This is a genomic window from Lacrimispora sphenoides JCM 1415, from assembly GCF_900105615.1.
Taxonomy (GTDB): Bacteria; Bacillota; Clostridia; order Lachnospirales; family Lachnospiraceae; genus Lacrimispora; species Lacrimispora sphenoides.
This window is the reverse complement of record NZ_LT630003.1, coordinates 2,161,590-2,180,723: the sequence shown is the minus strand read 5'-3', so window position 1 is coordinate 2,180,723 and position 19,134 is coordinate 2,161,590. Positions and strand designations below refer to the sequence as shown.

Below are 19,134 nucleotides of genomic sequence, written 5' to 3'. Positions count from 1 at the left end.
TCGGGTATACCTCTATGCCCAAAAAGCATGGGCGATGAAAAGGAAAGTAGATTATGACAAAACAGGAAAAAATATTGTGGACTCTGCTGGCGGGAGTGCTTGTATTCCTGTTTCTTTTATCCTCCACGGATTTGATCATCAAGGAGAAGAAAACAGAAATATATCCGGTTTCCGTCATCATCGGCGATACTTCCGATGACTATTACGTAAATTTCAGAAAGGGTGCTGATAAGGCGGCAGAGGAGTACAACGTAGATATCAGCTTTATTACACTCTATGAGAAAGGGGATGCCAATCAGCAGATAGAACTGGTTCAGAGGGAAATAAACGACGGCGCATCAGCTGTGGTCCTGATTCCCGTAAAGCCGGTGGAATGTGTAAAAAAGATGGATGATATGGTTTTAAACAGTCCTGCCGTTATGTTGGGAAACTTACCTCCCAATGATCAGGTTAAAAGCGGCATATCTCCGGATTATGAGGAGGAAGGAGGATTGCTGGGACAGGCTATTGCAGCGGAGAATTCTCCGGATGTCCCTGTATGGATTTTTACGGAAGGGCTTGAGTACGGGTATAACAGGGAGGTATATGACGGACTGGTATCCGCTCTATCAAAATCCGGATTTTCCATGAAGCTTTTTGAGAAAAAGGAGGAGGGAATCTTCAGGGAGGCCATAGAGGGCATGGTTTACCCCGGAAGCGGAAAAGCAGTCATTGCAGCGATTGATGTCAGGAGCCTTGATGAGTCTGCGGATATCATTTCAGGGAGCCCGGTATACGGCAATGTCATTGATGGACTTTACGGAATCGGCAGCACGACCAAACTTTTAAAGGAGCTGGACAATGGAATTATTAAGGGACTGGTGGTAAGTGACCAGTTTGATGCGGGCTATATGAGCATCGAAAAGGCTGTGGAAGCGGTTCATGGGGGGCTTCAAAGAACACAAATTGTTTTGGATTCTTACTATATTCAAAAGGCCAATCTACGGGAAAGCAAATTTGAAAGGATTTTGTATCCAATTGATTAAGATGGGGGATGGAATATGAAGAAACGATATGGTATCCTGGCGGTGGTGGTTATCCTGCTGCTGACACTTTGGGGAGTGTTTTATCAGAGCGGGAAGGAGGGTGGAAAGGAAGAAAAAAAGTCCATACGTATCGGGGTGACCCTATACCGTGGAGATGATTCATTTATCAATACGCTCAGGGGAAATATTGAGGAACAAGCCAAGGAATATGAAAAGGAAACAGGTATTAAGGTAGTCATGGATATTGTGGATGCCAAGGGGAATCAGAATACCCAGAACAGTCAGGTGGACCGTTTCATTTCCCTTGGATATGATGCCATCTGCGTAAATATTGTGGACCGCTCCGTGGCCTCCAATATCATCAGCAAAGCCATGGATGCCAGCCTTCCGGTCGTGTTCTTTAACCGGGAGCCGGTGGAGGAGGATATGCGGCGCTGGGAAAAGCTTTACTATGTGGGAGAAAATGCGAAAGAGTCTGCAACCCTACAAGGCAACATCCTGGTGGATGCTTATAAGAAAGATCCTTCTTCCCTTGACTTAAATGGGGATGGTAAAGTCAGTTATGTTCTTTTGGAAGGAGAAAACAGCCATCAGGACTCCTTAATCCGTACGGAATGGTCCATTCAGACCTTAAAGGATGGCGGAGTTCCGTTAGAAAAGATCACCGGAGGAATTGCCAATTGGGACAGAAGCCAGGCATCTGCCTGGATGGAGCAGTGGCTTTTGGAGTATCCGGATGAGGTGGAAGTGGTGATATGCAACAATGATGACATGGCTTTGGGAGCTGCCGACGCTCTGGATCGGAAAGGGGACATGAGGCCGGTTAAAATTGTAGGGATAGACGGCACGCCTCAGGGGCTTGAAGGGCTGCGCACGGGAAAACTGTTTGGAACAGTTCAATGTGACAGCCAGGAATATGCAAAAGTTATTTTCAAAATCGCTGCTGCGGAATCTCTTGGTCAAAATGTACAGGAAATTGTAAAATTGGACCGGGATAAGTATTATGAATGCAGGCAGAAGGCACTGACCGCCCAGTAATGGGCGGTCAGTTGTGCATAGTGAGTAAAAATATCGAATTTTTTTGATAGAAAAAGGAAGAATCTAAAAAAATCGATACATATCCAAAAAATATTATATGGTAAACTGCACAAAAGAAAGCTATAATGTGCATGTCGGTAAGGTAAAAACACCAATCGATAACAATATAATGATAAGGGAGGATTTATCATGAGATTACTCAAAAAAGCATTAGCAGTAGGCCTTGCGTCAGCAATGGTATTTTCCATGGCAGGCTGCGGAGCAGGTTCCAAGGGAACAACGGCTGCACCAGAGGCGACTACAGCAGCGGAGACCAAGAAAGAGGACACAAGCGCAGAAACCACCGCAGAAGCAGTTAAAGAAGCTGTTGGCGGAGATGTAGCGGACAAGAAAGTCGGTATCTCAATTTACAAATTTGATGATAACTTTATGACTCTTTACCGTACAGAGCTTCAGCGCTATCTGACAGAGGACTTAGGCTTTAAGAAAGAAAATGTTGTAATCCAGGATGGTAAGGGTGATCAGGCTGAACAGACCAACCAGATCCAGAACTTCATTACCCAGAAATATGATGTATTGATTTTAAACCTTGTGCAGGCTTCTTCTGCTCCGGAAATCACAGATATGTGTAAGGCAGCAGGAATCCCGGTTGTTTACATTAACCGTGAGCCAGATACTCAGGAAGAGCAGAGATGGAGCGATGACAAGATTAACGCTACTTATGTAGGTTGTGACGCTAGACAGTCCGGTACCTATCAGGGAGAAGAAATTTTTGAAACTTCCAACAAAGGCGATATTAACGGCGACGGCGTTGTTTCTTATATTATGATCCAGGGTGACCCGGAGAACGTAGATGCTCAGTACAGAACAGAATTCTCTGTTAAAGCTCTTACAGATTCAGGCATGCAGGTAAAAGAACTGTTAAAGATGCGTGGTGACTGGGATCAGGCAAAAGCTCAGCAGATCGCTCAGGATGCTTTAACACAGTATGGTGATCAGATTGAAGTTATCTTATGCAACAACGATGCTATGGCACTTGGTGCCCTTCAGGCAATCGAAGCAGCAGGACGTACCGTAAACAAAGACATCTATTTAGTAGGTGTTGATGCTCTGACAGAAGCTGTTCAGAACGTTATCGATGGCAAGCAGACAGGTACTGTATTCAATGACCACTTCTCACAGGCTCGTACAGCAGGCGATATGGCTGTTAAGTTTATCAAGGGTGAATCCGTTGATAATGTAAACATGGTAGACTATATCAAGGTTACCAAGGATAATGCTCAGGAAATTCTTAATAAATTAAAATAATTTCCAGCAGCCGGTAAAAGAAACGGGTGTGTCGGTAAGGCACACCCGATTTTTAAAGGTTTCCCGGAGTTACAGGTATACCTTAATGCCCAGAGAACATGGGCAATAAAGAGGAAAGGAGAAACGGGATGGCAGAGGAATACAGACTGGAAATGATAGGGGTCAGCAAATCCTTCCCTGGTGTTAAAGCGCTTGATAAAATCAACTTAAAAGTACGTCCCGGTACCGTTCATGCCCTAATGGGTGAGAACGGAGCAGGTAAGTCGACCCTTATGAAATGCCTTTTCGGCATTTATAATATGGATGAAGGAAAGGTTCTGATTGACGGGAAGGATGTGAGCATCGCAAATCCCGATGATGCCCTTCGCAAAGGGCTTGCCATGGTGCATCAGGAACTGCAGCCGGTTCCGGCGCGTTCTATTGCGGAAAATATGTACCTTGGAAGGTATCCCTTAATAAAAGTAGGTCCGCTAAAGATGATTGACCATAAGACCATGAACCAGGAAGCGGAAAAGTGGTTAAAAGATGTAAAAATGAGTTTTAATCCCAGGGCAAAACTTGGGACACTATCAATCGGACAAATGCAGTCAGTGGAAATTGCAAAGGCAGTGAGCCAGAATGCAAAGCTGGTAATTTTGGATGAACCGACCTCATCACTGACTGATAATGAAGTGGAAGCGCTGTTTCGGATCGTCAGGGATTTAAAATCCCGCGGTGTTTCTATGATATATATCAGCCATAAGATGGCAGAGATCCGGCAGATCGCCGATGACATTACAATCATGCGAGATGGAACGTACGTAGGCTCCTGGGAGGTCAAGGACATTTCGGATGATGAAATCGTAAAGCAGATGGTGGGCCGGGAATTAAGCAACGTCTATCCTCCTAAGGAAGATTACCGGACAGATGAAACTGTTTTAAAAGTAAGCCATGTAAGCAGCATCCACGCACGCTCCTTCCGGGATTGTTCCTTTGAATTAAAGAAAGGAGAGATTCTGGGATTTGGAGGCCTGGTAGGTGCTCAGAGAACAGAATTGATGGAAGCAATTTTTGGAATGCGCCATATTGCAAGCGGTGAGATCGAGATCCTTGGTAAAAAGGTAACGATCAAGCGTCCCCAGGATGCCATTAACGATTCTGTGGGAATGATCACAGAGGACAGACGTGGAACCGGCATTATTGGCTGCTTAAGCATTGCAGATAATACGGCTATTGCTTCTTACCGGAATTATACCAAAGCCGGAACCATTAACAGCAAAAAGGTGGGGCAGGTTGTAAAAGAGAGCATCGCAAAGCTGAGCATCAAGACGCCCAATGACAGGACCCTGATACAGTCTCTGTCAGGAGGGAACCAGCAAAAGGTGATCATCGCCAGATGGCTGGCGAATAACCCGGATATTCTGATCATGGATGAACCCACCAGAGGAATTGACGTCGGTGCAAAATATGAGATTTATCAGATCATGATAGATCTGGTAAAGCAGGGAAAATCGATTATCATGATTTCTTCCGAAATGCCGGAACTGATCGGCATGTCAAACCGGATTATCGTTATGTGCAATGGCCATATTACCGGAGAGCTGGAAGATGATGAGGCAACTCAGGAGAAAATAATGGCATTAGCCACTAAATTCGATTTAAACGATAAAGAAACAGAAAATTTCACACAGGAGGTTAAATCATGACATCGAAGAAGGTTAACTCGAAAGATTTACCTATGCAAACAAAAAAAGTTAATATAAAGGATTTTCTTATTAATAATGGAATCATCGTCGTTCTCATCATGCTGGCGATTTTTACTGCAATTAAGCAGCCATCCTTTGGTACCCCTGATAACTTAAAAAACATCGCTTTAAACGTAGCGCCCCGATTTATCATTGCCTGCGGCGTATCCGGATGTCTGATCACCAGAGGTACGGACCTTTCCGCCGGACGTATGGTAGGGCTCTCCGCCTGCCTTGCAGGTACCTTGCTTCAGAAACCAGGATACAGCGGAAAGTTTTTTCCCAATCTTCCTGATTTCGGAATCTGGTGGGTGTTCGTTGTGCTGTTAATCTGTATCGCTGTTTGTGCGATTTTCGGCCTGATCAATGGTATGGTTGTTTCTTTACTTCAGGTTCCGGCTTTTATCGGAACTTTGGGCATGCAGCTGATTGTTTACGGTGTCTGCCTTGTTTATACCAATGCGACTCCAATCGGCGGTTACCGCCCTGCTTATACAGAGGTAGCAAAGGGCAGGCTTTTTGGATTCATTCCTTATCTGTTCTTAATTGCCCTTGCAGTCGGGTTTGTGATCTGGTTTGTTTATAATAAAACACCTCACGGCAAATATATGTACGCCATCGGCGGAAATGAACAGGCAGCAGAAGTTTCCGGCGTTAATACAAAGAAAACGAAAATCATCATTTATGTAACAGCAGCAGCCCTTTATGCATTGGGAGGTTTCCTTGTAGGCGCAAAGTCCGGCGGTTCCTCTGTTAATATGGGAATGGGCTGGGAGCTGGAAGCCATTGCGGCATGTACCATCGGAGGTGTATCTGTAAACGGCGGTATTGGTAAGGTATCCGGTGTTCTGATCGGAGTACTGGTATTTGAAATCTTGAAGACCTGCCTGCAGTATCTGGGTGTTGATACCAACTTCCAGTATATTGCACAGGGAATTGTAATTGTAGTTGCGATTGCTCTGGACATCAGAAAGTATATTGCAAAGAAGTAATTCCTTTAAGGAGCACCCTGCAGCTTTTGCCGGGGTTTTTGGAAAAAGGAATCGGAGCAGGGGCAGCGGGCTCTTAAGTGTAATTCCGCCTTTGTTCCGGTTCCTTTTCTGCATGGTGTTATAATGAATGGCGAGCCGTAAGAGTCTGGAAAAGAGGTATCCTTTGGACTCCTGCGGCTCGCTTTATTCATAAAAATTTATGGAAGCTGGCTTAACCTGCTGTTCTGATATTCTCCTGAAAACGTTACGTCTTCTCCAAACCAGGAGGGAGGAATGAAGTTTTCGGCTTCTTCTCTTTCCGGAAATTCCACTTCAGCCAATATCAGCCCTTTAAAACGTCCATCAAAGACATCCAGTTCTATGGTCAGATGATCGGAACCTTCCATGGGGATCAGATACCGTTTTTTTGTAAGAATATGGCCATCCGCTTTTTTGATTAAGTGTTCATAGGACTCTGGTGTCAAAGGTAGATTGTATTCCTCCCGTTCCAAAAGTCCCTTTGATTTGTAGGTAAGGTAAAAGGAGTCATCCTCTCTGCGGATCCGGACTACCGGTTCTGTTGAGAGATATCCCTGTTCTATGAAGTGACAAGGGTAGGCGGTGTAATCCGCCGGCGGGTGGGGTATGAGATATTTTCGTTCTATTTCCATGGGAAAGTCCTCCTGCTACAATGTTTTGTACTGCCATATGCGGCCAGTATATCATGGGCACTAAGTTTGTTAGTACCTGACAAGTTTTTCTGTTATACCATAAAAGCAATGAGCCAGGTGCCGTAAAGCGGTATATGGAAAATGCAGCATGATAACAGACGCCTGCGTCATTATACCACATGGGAACAAAAAGTAGAAGGTGGTGGCAAAAAAAGAAAAAACGTGGTAATATGGGGAAAACAGTGGAATTCAGGAGATTTAGGACATGAAACGTTTAAGTAAACGGATTTTTGTAGTTTTTCTGATTGTATTGGCTGCTTTTCTTCTTCATGGATGCGCTCCTCGGGAGCAGGAGAAGAATACCGAAGAACGTTCAGCATCAGAAGCAGGCACGGAAGGGGTTCGTGAGGAGACAGGCCCTAAGATTGGGATAAGTATATACCGCTATGACGATACATTCATGAAGCTGTATCGTTCGGAATTAAAACAATATCTGGAGGAAACCTGCCATGCGGATGTGATCATGCGCAATGCCGGAGGAGATCAGGAAGAACAGAACCGGCAGATCAGCCAGTTTATTTCGGACGGGTGTGACGGGATCATAGTAAATCCAGTGGAGGTGTCGGCTGCGCCTGGGCTTTCCGATGACTGCAGCCGAGCAGGGATCCCTTTGGTTTTTATTAACAGAGAGCCAAACGAGGAGGAACAGAAGCGGTGGCAGGACAACCACATGGCAGTGTCCTGCGTTGGAACGGATTCCAGACAGGCAGGTACCTATCAGGGAGAAATCATCCGGGAAATGCCTGATAAAGGAGATATAAACGGCGATGGGGTGGTATCTTATGCCATGCTCATGGGAGAGGATGGCAATGAGGACAGCCGTTACCGGACGGAATATTCCATAAAAGCCCTGGAAGAAGGGGGAATGAAGACAGATAAACTGTTTTCCGGCAATGGAGACTGGAACAAGGATAAAGGGAAGAAGCTTGCGCAGGAGGTGTTAAACACCTACGGAAGCAGGATAGAGGTGATCTTCTGCAACAATGATTCCATGGCAAACGGTGCATTGGAAGCTGTAGAAGAGGCGGGCCGCGTCCCTGGAAAGGATATTTACCTGGTAGGGGTAGATGCCCTTCAGGATACGGTAAAATATATAAAAGAGGGAAAGATAGCCGGGACTGTTTTAAACGATTTAGAGGGACAATCCCAAACAGCTGCCGATACTTTGATAAAGATGATTGACGGGGAAGATGTGGACACAAGGTATCAGGTGGATTATATCAAGGTCACTGCAATCAGTACCTTTCATACGTTAAAAGGAGAGGATTAAGATGAGTAAAGTATTTGCGTTTTTCGCTGATGGATCAGAGGAAGTGGAGTTATTGGCAGTTGTGGATATTTTAAAGAGGGGTGGCCAGGAGGTGACCCTTGTTTCCGTTACGGGGAAAAGAGATGTGGTAAGTGCCCATCAGATAAAAATCCAGGCGGATTATGAATTTTCCGAAGTAGACTGTAAAGATGCTGATGTTCTGTTTCTTCCCGGCGGAATGCCGGGAACCAGGAATTTAGGTGCCCACGAGGGACTGTTAAATTCTTTAAAGGAAGCTCATAAAGAGAACCGGAGAATCGCGGCGATCTGCGCTGCTCCAAGTATATTAGGAAAGCTTGGTATGCTGGAAGGGAAAAGAGCAACCTGCTTTCCCGGCTTTGAACCGGAGCTTAAAGGTGCCTTGTATACAAAACAGGGAGTTGTTACGGATGGGAATATAACGACCGCCAGGGGGTTAGGCTATGCGCTGGATATGGGAATTGAACTTCTGGGCCTTCTGACGGATAAAGAACATGCCCGCCAGGTAAAGGAGGCCATCCAATACGACCATAGTTCCATGTGATGGGGTAGGTGAGCGTATGAAAAAAGGATGGGTATTGCCGGTTCTGGCTGCTGTTTTCATCGGGCTGCTTACCGGATGTGAAAAGAAAGATCCTTACGGATTATCGGAAAAAGATCCAGTCACCATTACCATCTGGCATTATTACAATGGCGTCCAGAAGGAAGAATTCGACCGTCTGGTGCAGGAGTTTAATGAAAACAAAGGAAGAGAAAAAGGGATCATCGTCAAGGCGTTTAACAAGGGAAGCATTGACGAATTGAGCAATCTGATTAATGAAAGCATTGAAAAGAAGATTGGATCGGATCCTCTGCCTGATGTTTTTTCTGCTTATGTGGATAAGGTGTATGAAGTGGATCAGATGGGATTGGCAGCAGATTTAAGCAGCTATCTGACTGAGGACGAAATATCGGAATATGTGGATGCCTATATGGAAGAAGGCAAATTTGACAGCACAGGGGCGATTAAGGTATTCCCTATCGCCAAGTCTACCGAGATCCTTACTGTGAATAAGACGGACTGGGACAAGTTTGCAGAGGCAACAGGAGAGACAGAGGAGGCTCTTTCCACCTGGGAAGGGATCACCCGTGTGGCAGAGTCCTATTATAAATGGACGGACAGCTTAACGGACGAACCGGATGATGGAAAGGCTTTTTTTGGAAGGGATGCGTTTGCTAATTATATGATCATCGGCAGCCTTCAGCTGGGCCATGAAATCTTTAAAGAAAAGGATGGGAAAACCGTTCTTGATCTTGATAAGCAGACCATGAGGAGGCTATGGGACAATTATTACGTTCCCTATGTAAATGGATATTTTGGTTCCTACGGGAAGTTTAGAAGTGATGATGTAAAGACAGGCCAGCTGGCAGCCTTTGTTGGGGCGACCAGCGGAATCTCTTACTTTCCAACCTCAGTGACCCTTGAGGATGGGACCAATTATGCCATAGAAAGCAAGCTTTACCCTCTTCCCAATTTCCAGGGTACCGCTCCCTGCGCAGTACAGCAGGGAGCCGGTATGATGGTGTTTAAATCTGAGGAAAAAAGAGAGTATGCAGCAACACTATTCCTAAAATGGTTTACATGTGTGGAACAGAATATGAAGTTTGCAATTGGTTCCGGTTATCTTCCGGTTAAGAAGGCTGCCGGTAATGAAGAACTGCTAAGACCCTTCCTGGAGGAAGCCGGCGAGGACAGCGGGGTATCACAGAACCTTCTGATAGGCCTTGACACGGCGAATCAGTACCGGCTTTACACTTCAAAGCCTTTTAACGGCGGCGACCGGGCCAGAAGCGTGCTGAATTCCGCAATGGCTATAAAGGCAAAAGAAGATTACGAAGAGATTTGCACCCTTATGGGGCAGGGAGTGAAACGGGAAAGTGCAGTTGCAGATTTTGTGACAGAAGAAAATTTTGATAACTGGTACAGAGACACAATGGAGCAGTTGGAAGCGATTATTGGAGAGTGATTTATGAAGAACAAGAGAAGTGAATCCATTCGCACCCAGCTTCTGGGACCATTGCTGATCCTGCTGGTTCTGCAGGCTGCGGTCATTGCAGGTCTGGTACTGTTTGGCGGAGTTTCCATCAAATTAAAGAATAATGAAATCCACATATTAAGTGAAAATACAGAGAGCACAAAGCTGAGCCTTGAGAAAGAGACCTTTCACCATTGGATCGTTATGTTTAGTAATTCTGAATTCATAACCGCCGGGATCCAGCAAGTGCTTGACAGTGAGGGACGCAGGTCAAGAGATATCCTTACGGATTATGAACTGAATCGGAAAATCGTTGATAAGGTTATGGAAAAATCCATAGAAATGCTTCACTTAAGCCATGCGACGGGAGTTTTTATGGTCTTAAACGGCCCGGCGGCCAAGAACAGTCCGGTTGAAATGAAAGCAGGCTTTTATATGCGCAATTCCAATTCAGGAGGATATTTAAAGGATAATTCGTCCCTTCTTATGGAAAGAGGGCTGCCATCCATAGCGGAAAAATACGACATTCCTCTGGATTCCTTCTGGGAACTTGGCTTTCAGGAAGATGAGGAGAATAAAGCCGCCGCCTCTTTTTATAAGAAGCCGTATCTTATGGCGGTTCAGAATCTGGCAGCCAAGGATGATGCCATGGAATTTGCCTACTTAAGCCCCCCTTTCCGCTTAAGCCCCAGGGATATGCAGGTAATAACCTATTCCATCCCAATCATACTTAATGACGGCACCGTTGTGGGGGCATGCGGGCTGGAAATTACCTTAAACCAGCTTGAGCAGATTCTGGGAGAAGACCAGACAAGCGGCAATTTTGAAGAATGCTGGCTTTTAGGCATTCGGAACAAGGGAACAAAAACCATTATCCCTGTCGCCTATTCCGGATATCTGTATAATCAGTATTTTAACGAGAGCCAAAGAATTGATTATGAGGATAATGAGGAAGAAACCATCAGTGAGCTGACATCTTCTGAGGGAACCAAATGGTATGCCAGTATAAGAAGCTTAGATGTTTATGGAAACAACGGACCTTTTGAGGAAGAAGAGTGGGTATTAGCCGGTATCGCTCGCCAGAAGGATCTGCTGTCTTTTTATAATGCAATCCGGTGCATGCTTCTTGGCTCCATGGCAGTACCGCTAATATTCAGCCTGTTAGGGGCGTTTGTTATAGGCAAGATCATGACGGAACCTATCCGCAGATTGATCGTAGAATTAAGAGGAAAGTCAGGAAGCAGGGAACTTTCCCTTAAAAGAGTACATATCAGAGAAATCGATGAACTGACAGAAACCATTGAACAATTAAATCAGGATGTGGAAAGGGCGTCGTCTAAGATTTCAAGTATCCTGGAACATGCCAATGTCCTGATCGGCGTATTTGAATATGAGGAGGAGTCTGACCGTGTATTCTGCAGCCGCTCTTTGTTTCAGATGCTGGACTGGGGCAGCATGGAAGAGCCATACTGTTATATAAAGTCAGAAGAATTCAAGAAATACATGGAGAATACCTTTACCGGTATTAAGATAAAAGGGGACCGTGTTTTGCAGTGCCTGGAGGACCCGGAAGGGACGCGCTGGGTGGAATTTATTCTGGACGGATCAAAGAAAGGGACAATCCTTGGGGTGTGCTCGGATGTGACTGCGGATGTAGAGGAAAAGGAGAAGCTGGAGCGGGAGAGGAATTTTGACCTGCTGACGGAGATTTACAACCGGAGAGCATTCCGGGAACAGGTCGCGGCTGCTATGAAGAGGCAGAAAGGGAAGGTTTCCGCACTGATCATGTGGGATCTGGATAATTTAAAATATATTAACGATACATACGGACATGACGAAGGAGACCGGTACATTGTCCTCTTTGCCAACTGCTTAAAGATATTCTCGGAAAAGGGAGGGATTGTAGCCAGATATTCCGGAGATGAATTTGTTACCTTTATGGAAGCAGATGAAAAGGAAGAAATCAGAGAAAAAATCCGGGAATTCATGAAACATATTCAAAAATTCTCACTGAATACGGGCGGGGGATACCAGTTTCCTATCCGCGTGTCGGGAGGGCTTTCCTGGTACCCGGATGATGCGGCAGACTTTGAGTCCCTGTTTAGTTATGCTGATTTTGCCATGTATATGGTAAAGCACAGCGTAAAAGGGGTGGTAAAGGAGTTTGATTTAAATGAATATACTCATAATTCCTATATGTTAGCAGGCAGCGAAGAGCTTAACCGGATGCTAGATAAAAAAGAGGTTCGTTTTGCATTTCAGCCAATTGCAACAAGGGAAGGAAGGATTTACGGATATGAATTGCTGATGCGTCCAAAATTTGCAAACATGAAGGGAATCAGTGAAGTGTTAAATCTGGCAAGAGCGCAGGCAAAGCTTTCCCAGATAGAGGCTCTCACCTGGTTTGCAGGACTTAAGGCGGTTGTGGCGGAGGCTATGGCCGGGCAGCTGGGAACTGACGAGAAGCTGTTCATCAACTCCATTGCCAGCGTGTGCTTAACGGAAGCAGAGCAGACGGAGCTGGAAGAAACCTATGGAAATCTGCTTCACCGGATTGTCATTGAAATGACAGAAGGCGAACCGGTAAGCCAAGATTTCATGCATCGCAAGGTTGACATGGCGAGGCGGTGGAAGGGGCAGGTCGCTGTTGATGATTTCGGGACGGGATATAACAGCGAATCCATTCTTCTGCGTATGAGGCCGGATATCATTAAGGTGGATATCAACCTGGTAAAACGGATCCACGAAGACCAGAACCGTCAGATCATTTTAAGGAATCTTTTGGATTTTGCAAAGCAAAACAACATAACAGTTCTTGCCGAGGGGGTAGAAACTCCGGAAGAGCTGGAATTTCTTATGAAATGCGGAGTTTCTCTGTTCCAGGGATATTATATTTCAAGGCCGCAGATGGAGATCCGGCCCCTGGATCCCTACATCGTAAAGCGCATGCAGGAGTTTACAGGAAAAACCTGATTTAATCGTAAATAATACTGGAATTTACGGGACGAGTATGCTATAATGTTAAATTGAAGTGTAACGCCCTGTTGATTTGGCGGTTCACATATATTTCAAGGAGGAACCCTTTAATGAGTTTACAAGTAGAAAAATTAGAAAAGAACATGGCAAAATTGACGGTAGAAGTGTCAGCGGAAGAGTTTGATAAGGCTCTTACTGCGGCTTACAATAAGAATAAGGGCAGATTCAACATCCCTGGTTTCAGGAAAGGGAAAGCTCCTCAGGCCATGGTTGAGAAGATGTATGGAGCAGGCATTTTATATGAAGATGCAGTAAACGAGGCTCTTGACGCAACTTATGGTGATGCAGCGGAAGAAAGCGGACTGGACATCGTTTCCAGACCTGAGATTGACATCGTACAGGTAGAAAAGGGTAAGACCCTGATCTATACGGCTACAGTAGCCGTTAAACCGGACGTAACACTTGGCGAATATAAGGGAATTGAAGTGACCAAGGCATCTGCCGAAGTAACCGATGAAGATATTGATTCCGAGTTAAAGAAAGTTCAGGAACAGAATTCCAGACTTATCTCCGTAGAGGACAGATCTGTAGAGGACGGTGACCAGACGGTTATCAACTTTGAAGGCTTTGTAGACGGAAAGACATTTGACGGCGGAAAGGGTGAGGATTATCCTCTTACCATTGGTTCCCACTCCTTCATTGATACCTTTGAAGAGCAGCTGATCGGCAAGAACATCGGCGAAGAGTGTGAAGTCAACGTAACCTTCCCAAATGAGTATCATGCAACAGAATTGGCAGGAAAGCCTGCATTATTTAAGGTGACTGTTAAGGAAATCAAGAAAAAAGAACTTCCTGAATTAAACGACGAGTTTGCAAGCGAAGTTTCTGAATTCGAGACATTGGAAGAATACAAGAACGACATCAGGGAAAAGGTTGCTTCCAGAAAAGAGAAAGAAGCAGCAACAGAGAATGAAGATCATGTGGTAGAGAAGGTTGTTGAGAATGCTGCCATGGAGATTCCTGAGCCGATGATCGACAGCCAGGTGAACAACATGGTTAATGATTATGCCAGAAGAATGCAGAGCCAGGGCCTGTCTCTTGACCAGTATATGAAATTTACAGGCATGACTCTTCAGTCCTTAAAGGAGCAGATGAAGCCACAGGCTCTTAAGAGAATCCAGACAAGACTGGTACTGGAAGCAGTTGTGAAGGCAGAGAACATCACTGCATCTGATGAAGCAGTTGAGAAAGAAATTGCCAGCATGGCAGAAGCTTACAAGATGGAAGTCTCTCTGGTAAAAGAATCTCTTGGAGAAGTCGGCATCCAGCAGATGAAGGAAGATCTGGCAGTTCAGGAAGCAGTAGATTTTCTTGTTGCAGAAGCAAAATTAGTTTAAGAAGTATCCTTTGAATAGATTCCTGGCATTTTGTCCGGAGTCTATTCGACTTTGATAAGAGATATCTTACGGGTATCCCTTTATGCCCAGAAAGCATGGGCAAAATATAGGAAACACCCTACGGGTATCCCTTTATGCCCAGAAAACATGGGCGAAATATAGGAAAGAACAGACAGGAGGAAGACAGATGAGTTTAGTACCTTATGTCATTGAATCAACCAGTAAGGGCGAGCGCTCTTACGATATTTATTCCAGACTTCTTAAGGAGAGGATCATTTTTCTTGGGGAAGAGGTATCCGATGTATCAGCAAGCCTTGTTGTGGCCCAGCTGTTATTTTTAGAGGCAGAGGATCCGAATAAGGACATCAACCTCTATATCAACAGCCCTGGCGGTTCCGTTACCGCAGGAATGGCAATTTATGATACCATGAACTATATTAAATGTGATGTATCTACTGTTTGTATGGGCATGGCAGCCAGCATGGGAGCATTTTTACTGGCCGGCGGAGCAAAGGGAAAACGGTTCGCTCTTCCAAATGCGGAGGTTATGATTCATCAGCCATCCGGCGGAGCAAAGGGCCAGGCCACTGAGATCCGAATCGTAGCTGAGAATATACTGAAGATAAAGAAGCGTTTAAATGAAATCCTGTCAGCAAACACTGGCCAGCCTTATGAAGTGATTGAACGCGATACAGAGCGCGACAATTACATGAACGCGGAAGAGGCGAAAGCATATGGCTTGATCGATGATATCATCTACAGCCATGACCGATAAGCCTCTGCGCTTAAGCAGCCGGGGCGATTTATAGGAAACACCCTGCAGGTATCCCCTTTACACCCGGTAAAATGGGTCGGGCACTGCCAGGAAGCAGGGCAATGTATTAGGAAACACCCTGCGGGTATTTCTTTATGCCCAAAAAGCAGGGCAATTGTATTAGGAAAGAATGAGGTGTGTATATGCCGGTCAGAACAGACGACAAGATCCGATGCTCTTTTTGCGGGAAGACCCAGGACCAGGTAAAGAAGCTCATTGCCGGTTCCAATAATGTCTACATCTGTGACGAATGTATTGATTTGTGCGCAGAGATATTAGAGGAAGAATTTGACAGCCATGAGGAAGAAGTGCCTGATTTTGGTGATATCAACCTGATGAAGCCAAAGGAAATCAAGGCTTTTTTAGACGATTATGTCATTGGTCAGAACAACGCAAAAAAGGTATTGTCTGTAGCAGTCTATAACCACTACAAAAGAATCACTTCCAGGAAAAAAATGGATGTAGAAGTGCAAAAGAGCAATATTCTGATGTTAGGTCCTACCGGCTCTGGTAAAACCTATCTTGCGCAGACGCTGGCAAAGGTTTTAAATGTTCCGTTTGCTATTGCAGATGCCACCGCCCTTACAGAAGCTGGTTATGTTGGCGAGGATGTTGAGAACATCCTTTTAAAGCTCATCCAGGCGGCTGATTATGACATCAGCAGGGCAGAATATGGAATTATCTATATCGATGAGATTGATAAAATAACAAAGAAGTCGGAAAATGTGTCTATTACCAGAGATGTTTCCGGCGAAGGCGTACAGCAGGCTCTTTTAAAGATTCTGGAAGGTACGGTTGCAAGTGTTCCGCCTCAGGGAGGAAGAAAGCATCCCCATCAGGAGCTTTTACAGATCAATACCACCAATATTCTGTTCATCTGCGGAGGCGCTTTTGATGGATTGGAAAAAATCATTGAACGTCGGTTAAGTGCCGGTTCCATCGGCTTTAATGCGGAAATCGTAGATAAGAACAAGACAGATATTGATGATCTTTTAAAGAAGACCCTTCCTCAGGATCTGGTGAAGTTCGGTTTGATACCGGAGTTTATCGGCCGAGTGCCGGTTAACGTATCCCTGGAACTTCTGGATCGGGATGCACTTGTGAAGATATTAACAGAGCCGAAGAACGCCCTGGTCAAGCAGTATCAAAAGTTGTTTGAACTGGATGATGTGAAGCTTGAGCTGACCGGAGAAGCAGTTGAACGGATTGCGGAACTGGCAGTGGAGAGAAAAACAGGGGCCAGAGGCTTGCGTTCCATTATGGAAAGCGTAATGATGGAGATGATGTACGAGATTCCATCTGACAGCAGCATCGGAATCTGCACGATTACCAGGGATGTTGTAGATAAAAAGGGTGAGCCGGAGCTGATTTACAGGGACACGGCAGTCCCAAGAAAATCACTGGCTCAGAAGTTAAGAAAAGATAAGACAGGCGAGATCGCATAGGTCCCTGCATGAGTCAGGAAGGTGTTACAGCGAGAAAATCTGCTGGAACACCTTTTTGAATGCAAAGGAGAGAACACAATGGTGGATAAGACAATCACAATGCCAGTTATCGCCCTGCGAGGCATGACTGTTCTTCCCAAAATGATGCTGCATTTTGATATCAGCCGGACAAAATCCATTGCAGCTGTGGAGAAGGCAATGGTGGGAGATCAGAAAGTATGTCTGGTTACCCAGAAGAATTCTGAGGAAGCTGACCCTGGAATCGAAGATTTGTATCAGATCGGTACAGTGGCTCTCATCAAGCAGCTGGTAAAGCTGCCGAATAATGTGATCCGTGTTATGGTGGAAGGTATGGAGCGGGCAGAGCTTTTGACTCTTGACAGCGAGGAGCCCATGCTCATAGGTGAAATTGAAAAGGCTCTGGAAGCAGATGATTCCATTGATTATATTACAAGAGAGGCTATGATTCAGATCATTCAGGAAAAGCTGGAGGAATACGGCAGGGAGAATCCCAGGGTCGCTAAGGAGGTACTTCCGGGTCTTATGGTGCTTAATGACCTTGGCGAGCTTTTGGACCAGATTGCCGTACAGCTTTCCTGGGATTACCGGGTGCGCCAGCAGGTGCTTGAAAGCGCTCTTTTGGAGGACCGGTATGCGCTGGTTATAAATCAGCTGATGACAGAGATCGAGGTCACAAAAGTAAAACGGGAATTACAGTCCCACGTTAAGGAACGGATCGACAAGAACCAGAAGGATTATATCTTAAGGGAGCAGCTTAAGGTGATCCGTGAGGAGCTTGGCGAGGACAACCCTTTGTCCGATTCCGACGAATACTTAAAGAAGCTGAAGGCTTTAAAAGCTGATAAGGAGACCAAGGATAAGATTCAAAAGGAGATTGAACGCTTTAAGGCGATGCCTGGAGGAAGTCAGGAAGCCAATGTGGTCCGTATGTACCTTGAGACGGTCTTAGAGCTTCCGTGGAAGAAGCTGTCAAAGGATGATAACAGCATCGCCCATGCAGAGGAGATCTTAAATGAGGATCATTATGGCCTTGAGAAGGTAAAGGAACGGATTCTGGAATATTTAGCAGTCCGCGTCCTTACAAAAAAGGGATCCAGCCCTATCATCTGCCTGGTAGGACCTCCTGGAACAGGAAAGACTTCCATTGCCAGATCAGTAGCAAAGGCGTTGAATAAGGAGTATGTAAGGATCAGCCTGGGAGGAATCCGGGATGAAGCGGAGATCCGCGGACACCGGAAAACCTACGTAGGCGCCATGCCCGGAAGGATTGTAGAGGCCTTAAGGCAATCCGGAGTCAGCAATCCCTTAATGCTTCTTGACGAGATCGACAAGGTCAGCAGGGATTATAAGGGTGATACTTCTTCCGCTCTTTTAGAGGTGCTCGACAGCGAACAGAATATAAAATTCCGGGATCATTATGTAGAGATTCCCATTGATTTATCCAATGTGCTGTTTCTGGCAACGGCCAATACCACAACCACCATACCGGGGCCGCTTCTTGACCGTATGGAAGTAATTGAAGTAAATAGCTATACGGAGAATGAAAAATTCCATATTGCAAAGAATTACTTAGTAAGAAAGCAGCGGGAAAAGAATGGGCTTAAGCCAGGTCAGGTAACCATATCGGACGAGGCTCTTGAAAAGATCATTCACCACTACACCAGAGAGGCCGGAGTCAGGAATTTAGAAAGGCGGATCGGAGCTGTTTTCAGAAAAGCTGCAAGAGAATTCCTGGAAGATGGGAAAAAGGCCATTGAGATAAATTCAGACGACCTGGAGAAGTATTTAGGCAAGGAAAAGGTACTCTTTGAGGATGTAAACGAGGAAGACCAGGTGGGAATTGTAAGAGGTCTTGCATGGACCAGCGTCGGCGGCAACACCCTTCAAATCGAAGTCAATGTCATGCCAGGGAAGGGAAGCCTTCAGATGACCGGACAAATGGGCGATGTCATGAAGGAATCCGCCCAGACTGCTTTAAGCTATGTCAGATCGGTATGCCCGGAATATAAGGTAAAGGATGATTATTTTGAAAAGCACGATATCCACCTTCACATTCCGGAAGGAGCCGTGCCAAAGGATGGCCCATCGGCTGGAATCACCATGGCGACGGCTATGCTGTCTGCGGTCACAAAACGGAAGGTAAACGCCAAGGTGGCCATGACAGGAGAGATTACTCTTCGCGGCCGTGTTCTGCCGATCGGTGGCCTTAAGGAAAAAATCCTGGCTGCACGTATGGCCCATGTGGAGAAGGTTCTGGTTCCTGACAGGAACCGTCCGGATATTGCAGAGCTGTCAGAGGAAATCATCGGAGATCTGGACATCATATATGTGAAGAACATGCCGGAGGTTTTAAAAGAAGCTTTCATCAAGGAATAGAAGCA

General features: G+C 45.5%; 14 protein-coding genes. 13 read left to right on the top strand and 1 reads right to left on the bottom strand.

What is annotated here, in order from left to right:
* The first annotated feature begins 53 nt into the window (after nt 1–53).
* From BMX69_RS09775 to BMX69_RS09755, 5 genes are all read left to right on the top strand, one after another.
* Nucleotides 54–1,025: a substrate-binding domain-containing protein gene (locus tag BMX69_RS09775; protein ID WP_174715210.1), complete on the top strand. Its 972-nt coding sequence runs from the start codon at nt 54–56 to the stop codon at nt 1,023–1,025.
* Between the two features lie 15 nt (nt 1,026–1,040).
* Nucleotides 1,041–2,063: a galactose ABC transporter substrate-binding protein gene (locus tag BMX69_RS09770; protein WP_242941390.1), complete on the top strand. Its 1,023-nt coding sequence runs from the start codon at nt 1,041–1,043 to the stop codon at nt 2,061–2,063.
* 189 nt (nt 2,064–2,252) lie between these two features.
* Nucleotides 2,253–3,371, top strand: coding sequence for a galactose ABC transporter substrate-binding protein (locus tag BMX69_RS09765; protein WP_100042237.1), 1,119 nt, complete (start codon nt 2,253–2,255; stop codon nt 3,369–3,371).
* Nucleotides 3,372–3,499: 128 nt separating this feature from the next.
* On the top strand, nt 3,500–5,056 hold the full coding sequence (locus BMX69_RS09760) for a sugar ABC transporter ATP-binding protein (protein ID WP_100042236.1): 1,557 nt from the start codon (nt 3,500–3,502) through the stop codon (nt 5,054–5,056).
* A gap of 32 nt (nt 5,057–5,088) precedes the next feature.
* On the top strand, nt 5,089–6,087 hold the full coding sequence (locus BMX69_RS09755) for a galactose/methyl galactoside ABC transporter permease MglC (protein WP_100043811.1): 999 nt from the start codon (nt 5,089–5,091) through the stop codon (nt 6,085–6,087).
* Nucleotides 6,088–6,284: 197 nt separating this feature from the next.
* Here BMX69_RS09755 and BMX69_RS09750 read toward each other — a convergent pair whose 3' ends face one another.
* Nucleotides 6,285–6,737, bottom strand: coding sequence for a CYTH domain-containing protein (locus BMX69_RS09750; RefSeq protein WP_054789967.1), 453 nt, complete (start codon nt 6,735–6,737; stop codon nt 6,285–6,287).
* A 265-nt stretch (nt 6,738–7,002) separates the two neighbouring features.
* Here BMX69_RS09750 and BMX69_RS09745 point away from each other — a divergent pair, with 265 nt between their 5' ends.
* The 8 genes from BMX69_RS09745 to lon all read left to right on the top strand — a co-directional run bounded on the left by BMX69_RS09745 (nt 7,003) and on the right by lon (nt 19,129).
* Complete coding sequence (locus BMX69_RS09745) at nt 7,003–8,067, top strand: galactose ABC transporter substrate-binding protein (RefSeq protein WP_100042235.1); 1,065 nt, start codon at nt 7,003–7,005, stop codon at nt 8,065–8,067.
* A 1-nt stretch (nt 8,068) separates the two neighbouring features.
* The gene (locus tag BMX69_RS09740; protein WP_054789968.1) at nt 8,069–8,629 is read left to right on the top strand and encodes a DJ-1 family glyoxalase III; all 561 of its coding nucleotides are present in this window, start codon (nt 8,069–8,071) and stop codon (nt 8,627–8,629) included.
* Between the two features lie 16 nt (nt 8,630–8,645).
* Nucleotides 8,646–10,091, top strand: a complete 1,446-nt coding sequence (locus tag BMX69_RS09735) for an extracellular solute-binding protein (protein WP_166433187.1) — start codon at nt 8,646–8,648, stop codon at nt 10,089–10,091.
* Nucleotides 10,092–10,094: 3 nt separating this feature from the next.
* Nucleotides 10,095–13,073: a GGDEF and EAL domain-containing protein gene (locus BMX69_RS09730; RefSeq protein ID WP_100042234.1), complete on the top strand. Its 2,979-nt coding sequence runs from the start codon at nt 10,095–10,097 to the stop codon at nt 13,071–13,073.
* A 113-nt stretch (nt 13,074–13,186) separates the two neighbouring features.
* Complete coding sequence (tig, locus tag BMX69_RS09725; RefSeq protein ID WP_100042233.1) at nt 13,187–14,473, top strand: trigger factor; 1,287 nt, start codon at nt 13,187–13,189, stop codon at nt 14,471–14,473.
* 187 nt (nt 14,474–14,660) lie between these two features.
* Complete coding sequence (gene clpP, locus BMX69_RS09720) at nt 14,661–15,248, top strand: ATP-dependent Clp endopeptidase proteolytic subunit ClpP (protein ID WP_013273024.1); 588 nt, start codon at nt 14,661–14,663, stop codon at nt 15,246–15,248.
* Nucleotides 15,249–15,430: 182 nt separating this feature from the next.
* Entirely contained in the window at nt 15,431–16,732 is a 1,302-nt protein-coding gene (clpX, locus tag BMX69_RS09715) for an ATP-dependent Clp protease ATP-binding subunit ClpX (RefSeq protein ID WP_100042232.1), read from the top strand.
* A gap of 78 nt (nt 16,733–16,810) precedes the next feature.
* Nucleotides 16,811–19,129, top strand: coding sequence for an endopeptidase La (gene lon, locus BMX69_RS09710; protein WP_100042231.1), 2,319 nt, complete (start codon nt 16,811–16,813; stop codon nt 19,127–19,129).
* The last annotated feature ends 5 nt before the right edge of the window (nt 19,130–19,134 follow it).

Excerpts from the sequence above, each read along its gene's own strand:
- BMX69_RS09760 (WP_100042236.1), top strand. The coding sequence starts at position 3,500 with ATGGCAGAGGAATACAGACTGGAAATGATAGGGGTCAGCAAATCCTTC.
- BMX69_RS09730 (WP_100042234.1), top strand. The coding sequence starts at position 10,095 with ATGAAGAACAAGAGAAGTGAATCCATTCGCACCCAGCTTCTGGGACCA.
- BMX69_RS09765 (WP_100042237.1), top strand. The coding sequence starts at position 2,253 with ATGAGATTACTCAAAAAAGCATTAGCAGTAGGCCTTGCGTCAGCAATG.
- BMX69_RS09755 (WP_100043811.1), top strand. The coding sequence starts at position 5,089 with ATGCAAACAAAAAAAGTTAATATAAAGGATTTTCTTATTAATAATGGA.
- BMX69_RS09750 (WP_054789967.1), bottom strand. The coding sequence starts at position 6,737 with ATGGAAATAGAACGAAAATATCTCATACCCCACCCGCCGGCGGATTAC.
- BMX69_RS09740 (WP_054789968.1), top strand. The coding sequence starts at position 8,069 with ATGAGTAAAGTATTTGCGTTTTTCGCTGATGGATCAGAGGAAGTGGAG.
- BMX69_RS09770 (WP_242941390.1), top strand. The coding sequence starts at position 1,041 with ATGAAGAAACGATATGGTATCCTGGCGGTGGTGGTTATCCTGCTGCTG.
- BMX69_RS09775 (WP_174715210.1), top strand. The coding sequence starts at position 54 with ATGACAAAACAGGAAAAAATATTGTGGACTCTGCTGGCGGGAGTGCTT.
- BMX69_RS09735 (WP_166433187.1), top strand. The coding sequence starts at position 8,646 with ATGAAAAAAGGATGGGTATTGCCGGTTCTGGCTGCTGTTTTCATCGGG.
- tig (WP_100042233.1), top strand. The coding sequence starts at position 13,187 with ATGAGTTTACAAGTAGAAAAATTAGAAAAGAACATGGCAAAATTGACG.
- lon (WP_100042231.1), top strand. The coding sequence starts at position 16,811 with ATGGTGGATAAGACAATCACAATGCCAGTTATCGCCCTGCGAGGCATG.
- BMX69_RS09745 (WP_100042235.1), top strand. The coding sequence starts at position 7,003 with ATGAAACGTTTAAGTAAACGGATTTTTGTAGTTTTTCTGATTGTATTG.
- clpP (WP_013273024.1), top strand. The coding sequence starts at position 14,661 with ATGAGTTTAGTACCTTATGTCATTGAATCAACCAGTAAGGGCGAGCGC.
- clpX (WP_100042232.1), top strand. The coding sequence starts at position 15,431 with ATGCCGGTCAGAACAGACGACAAGATCCGATGCTCTTTTTGCGGGAAG.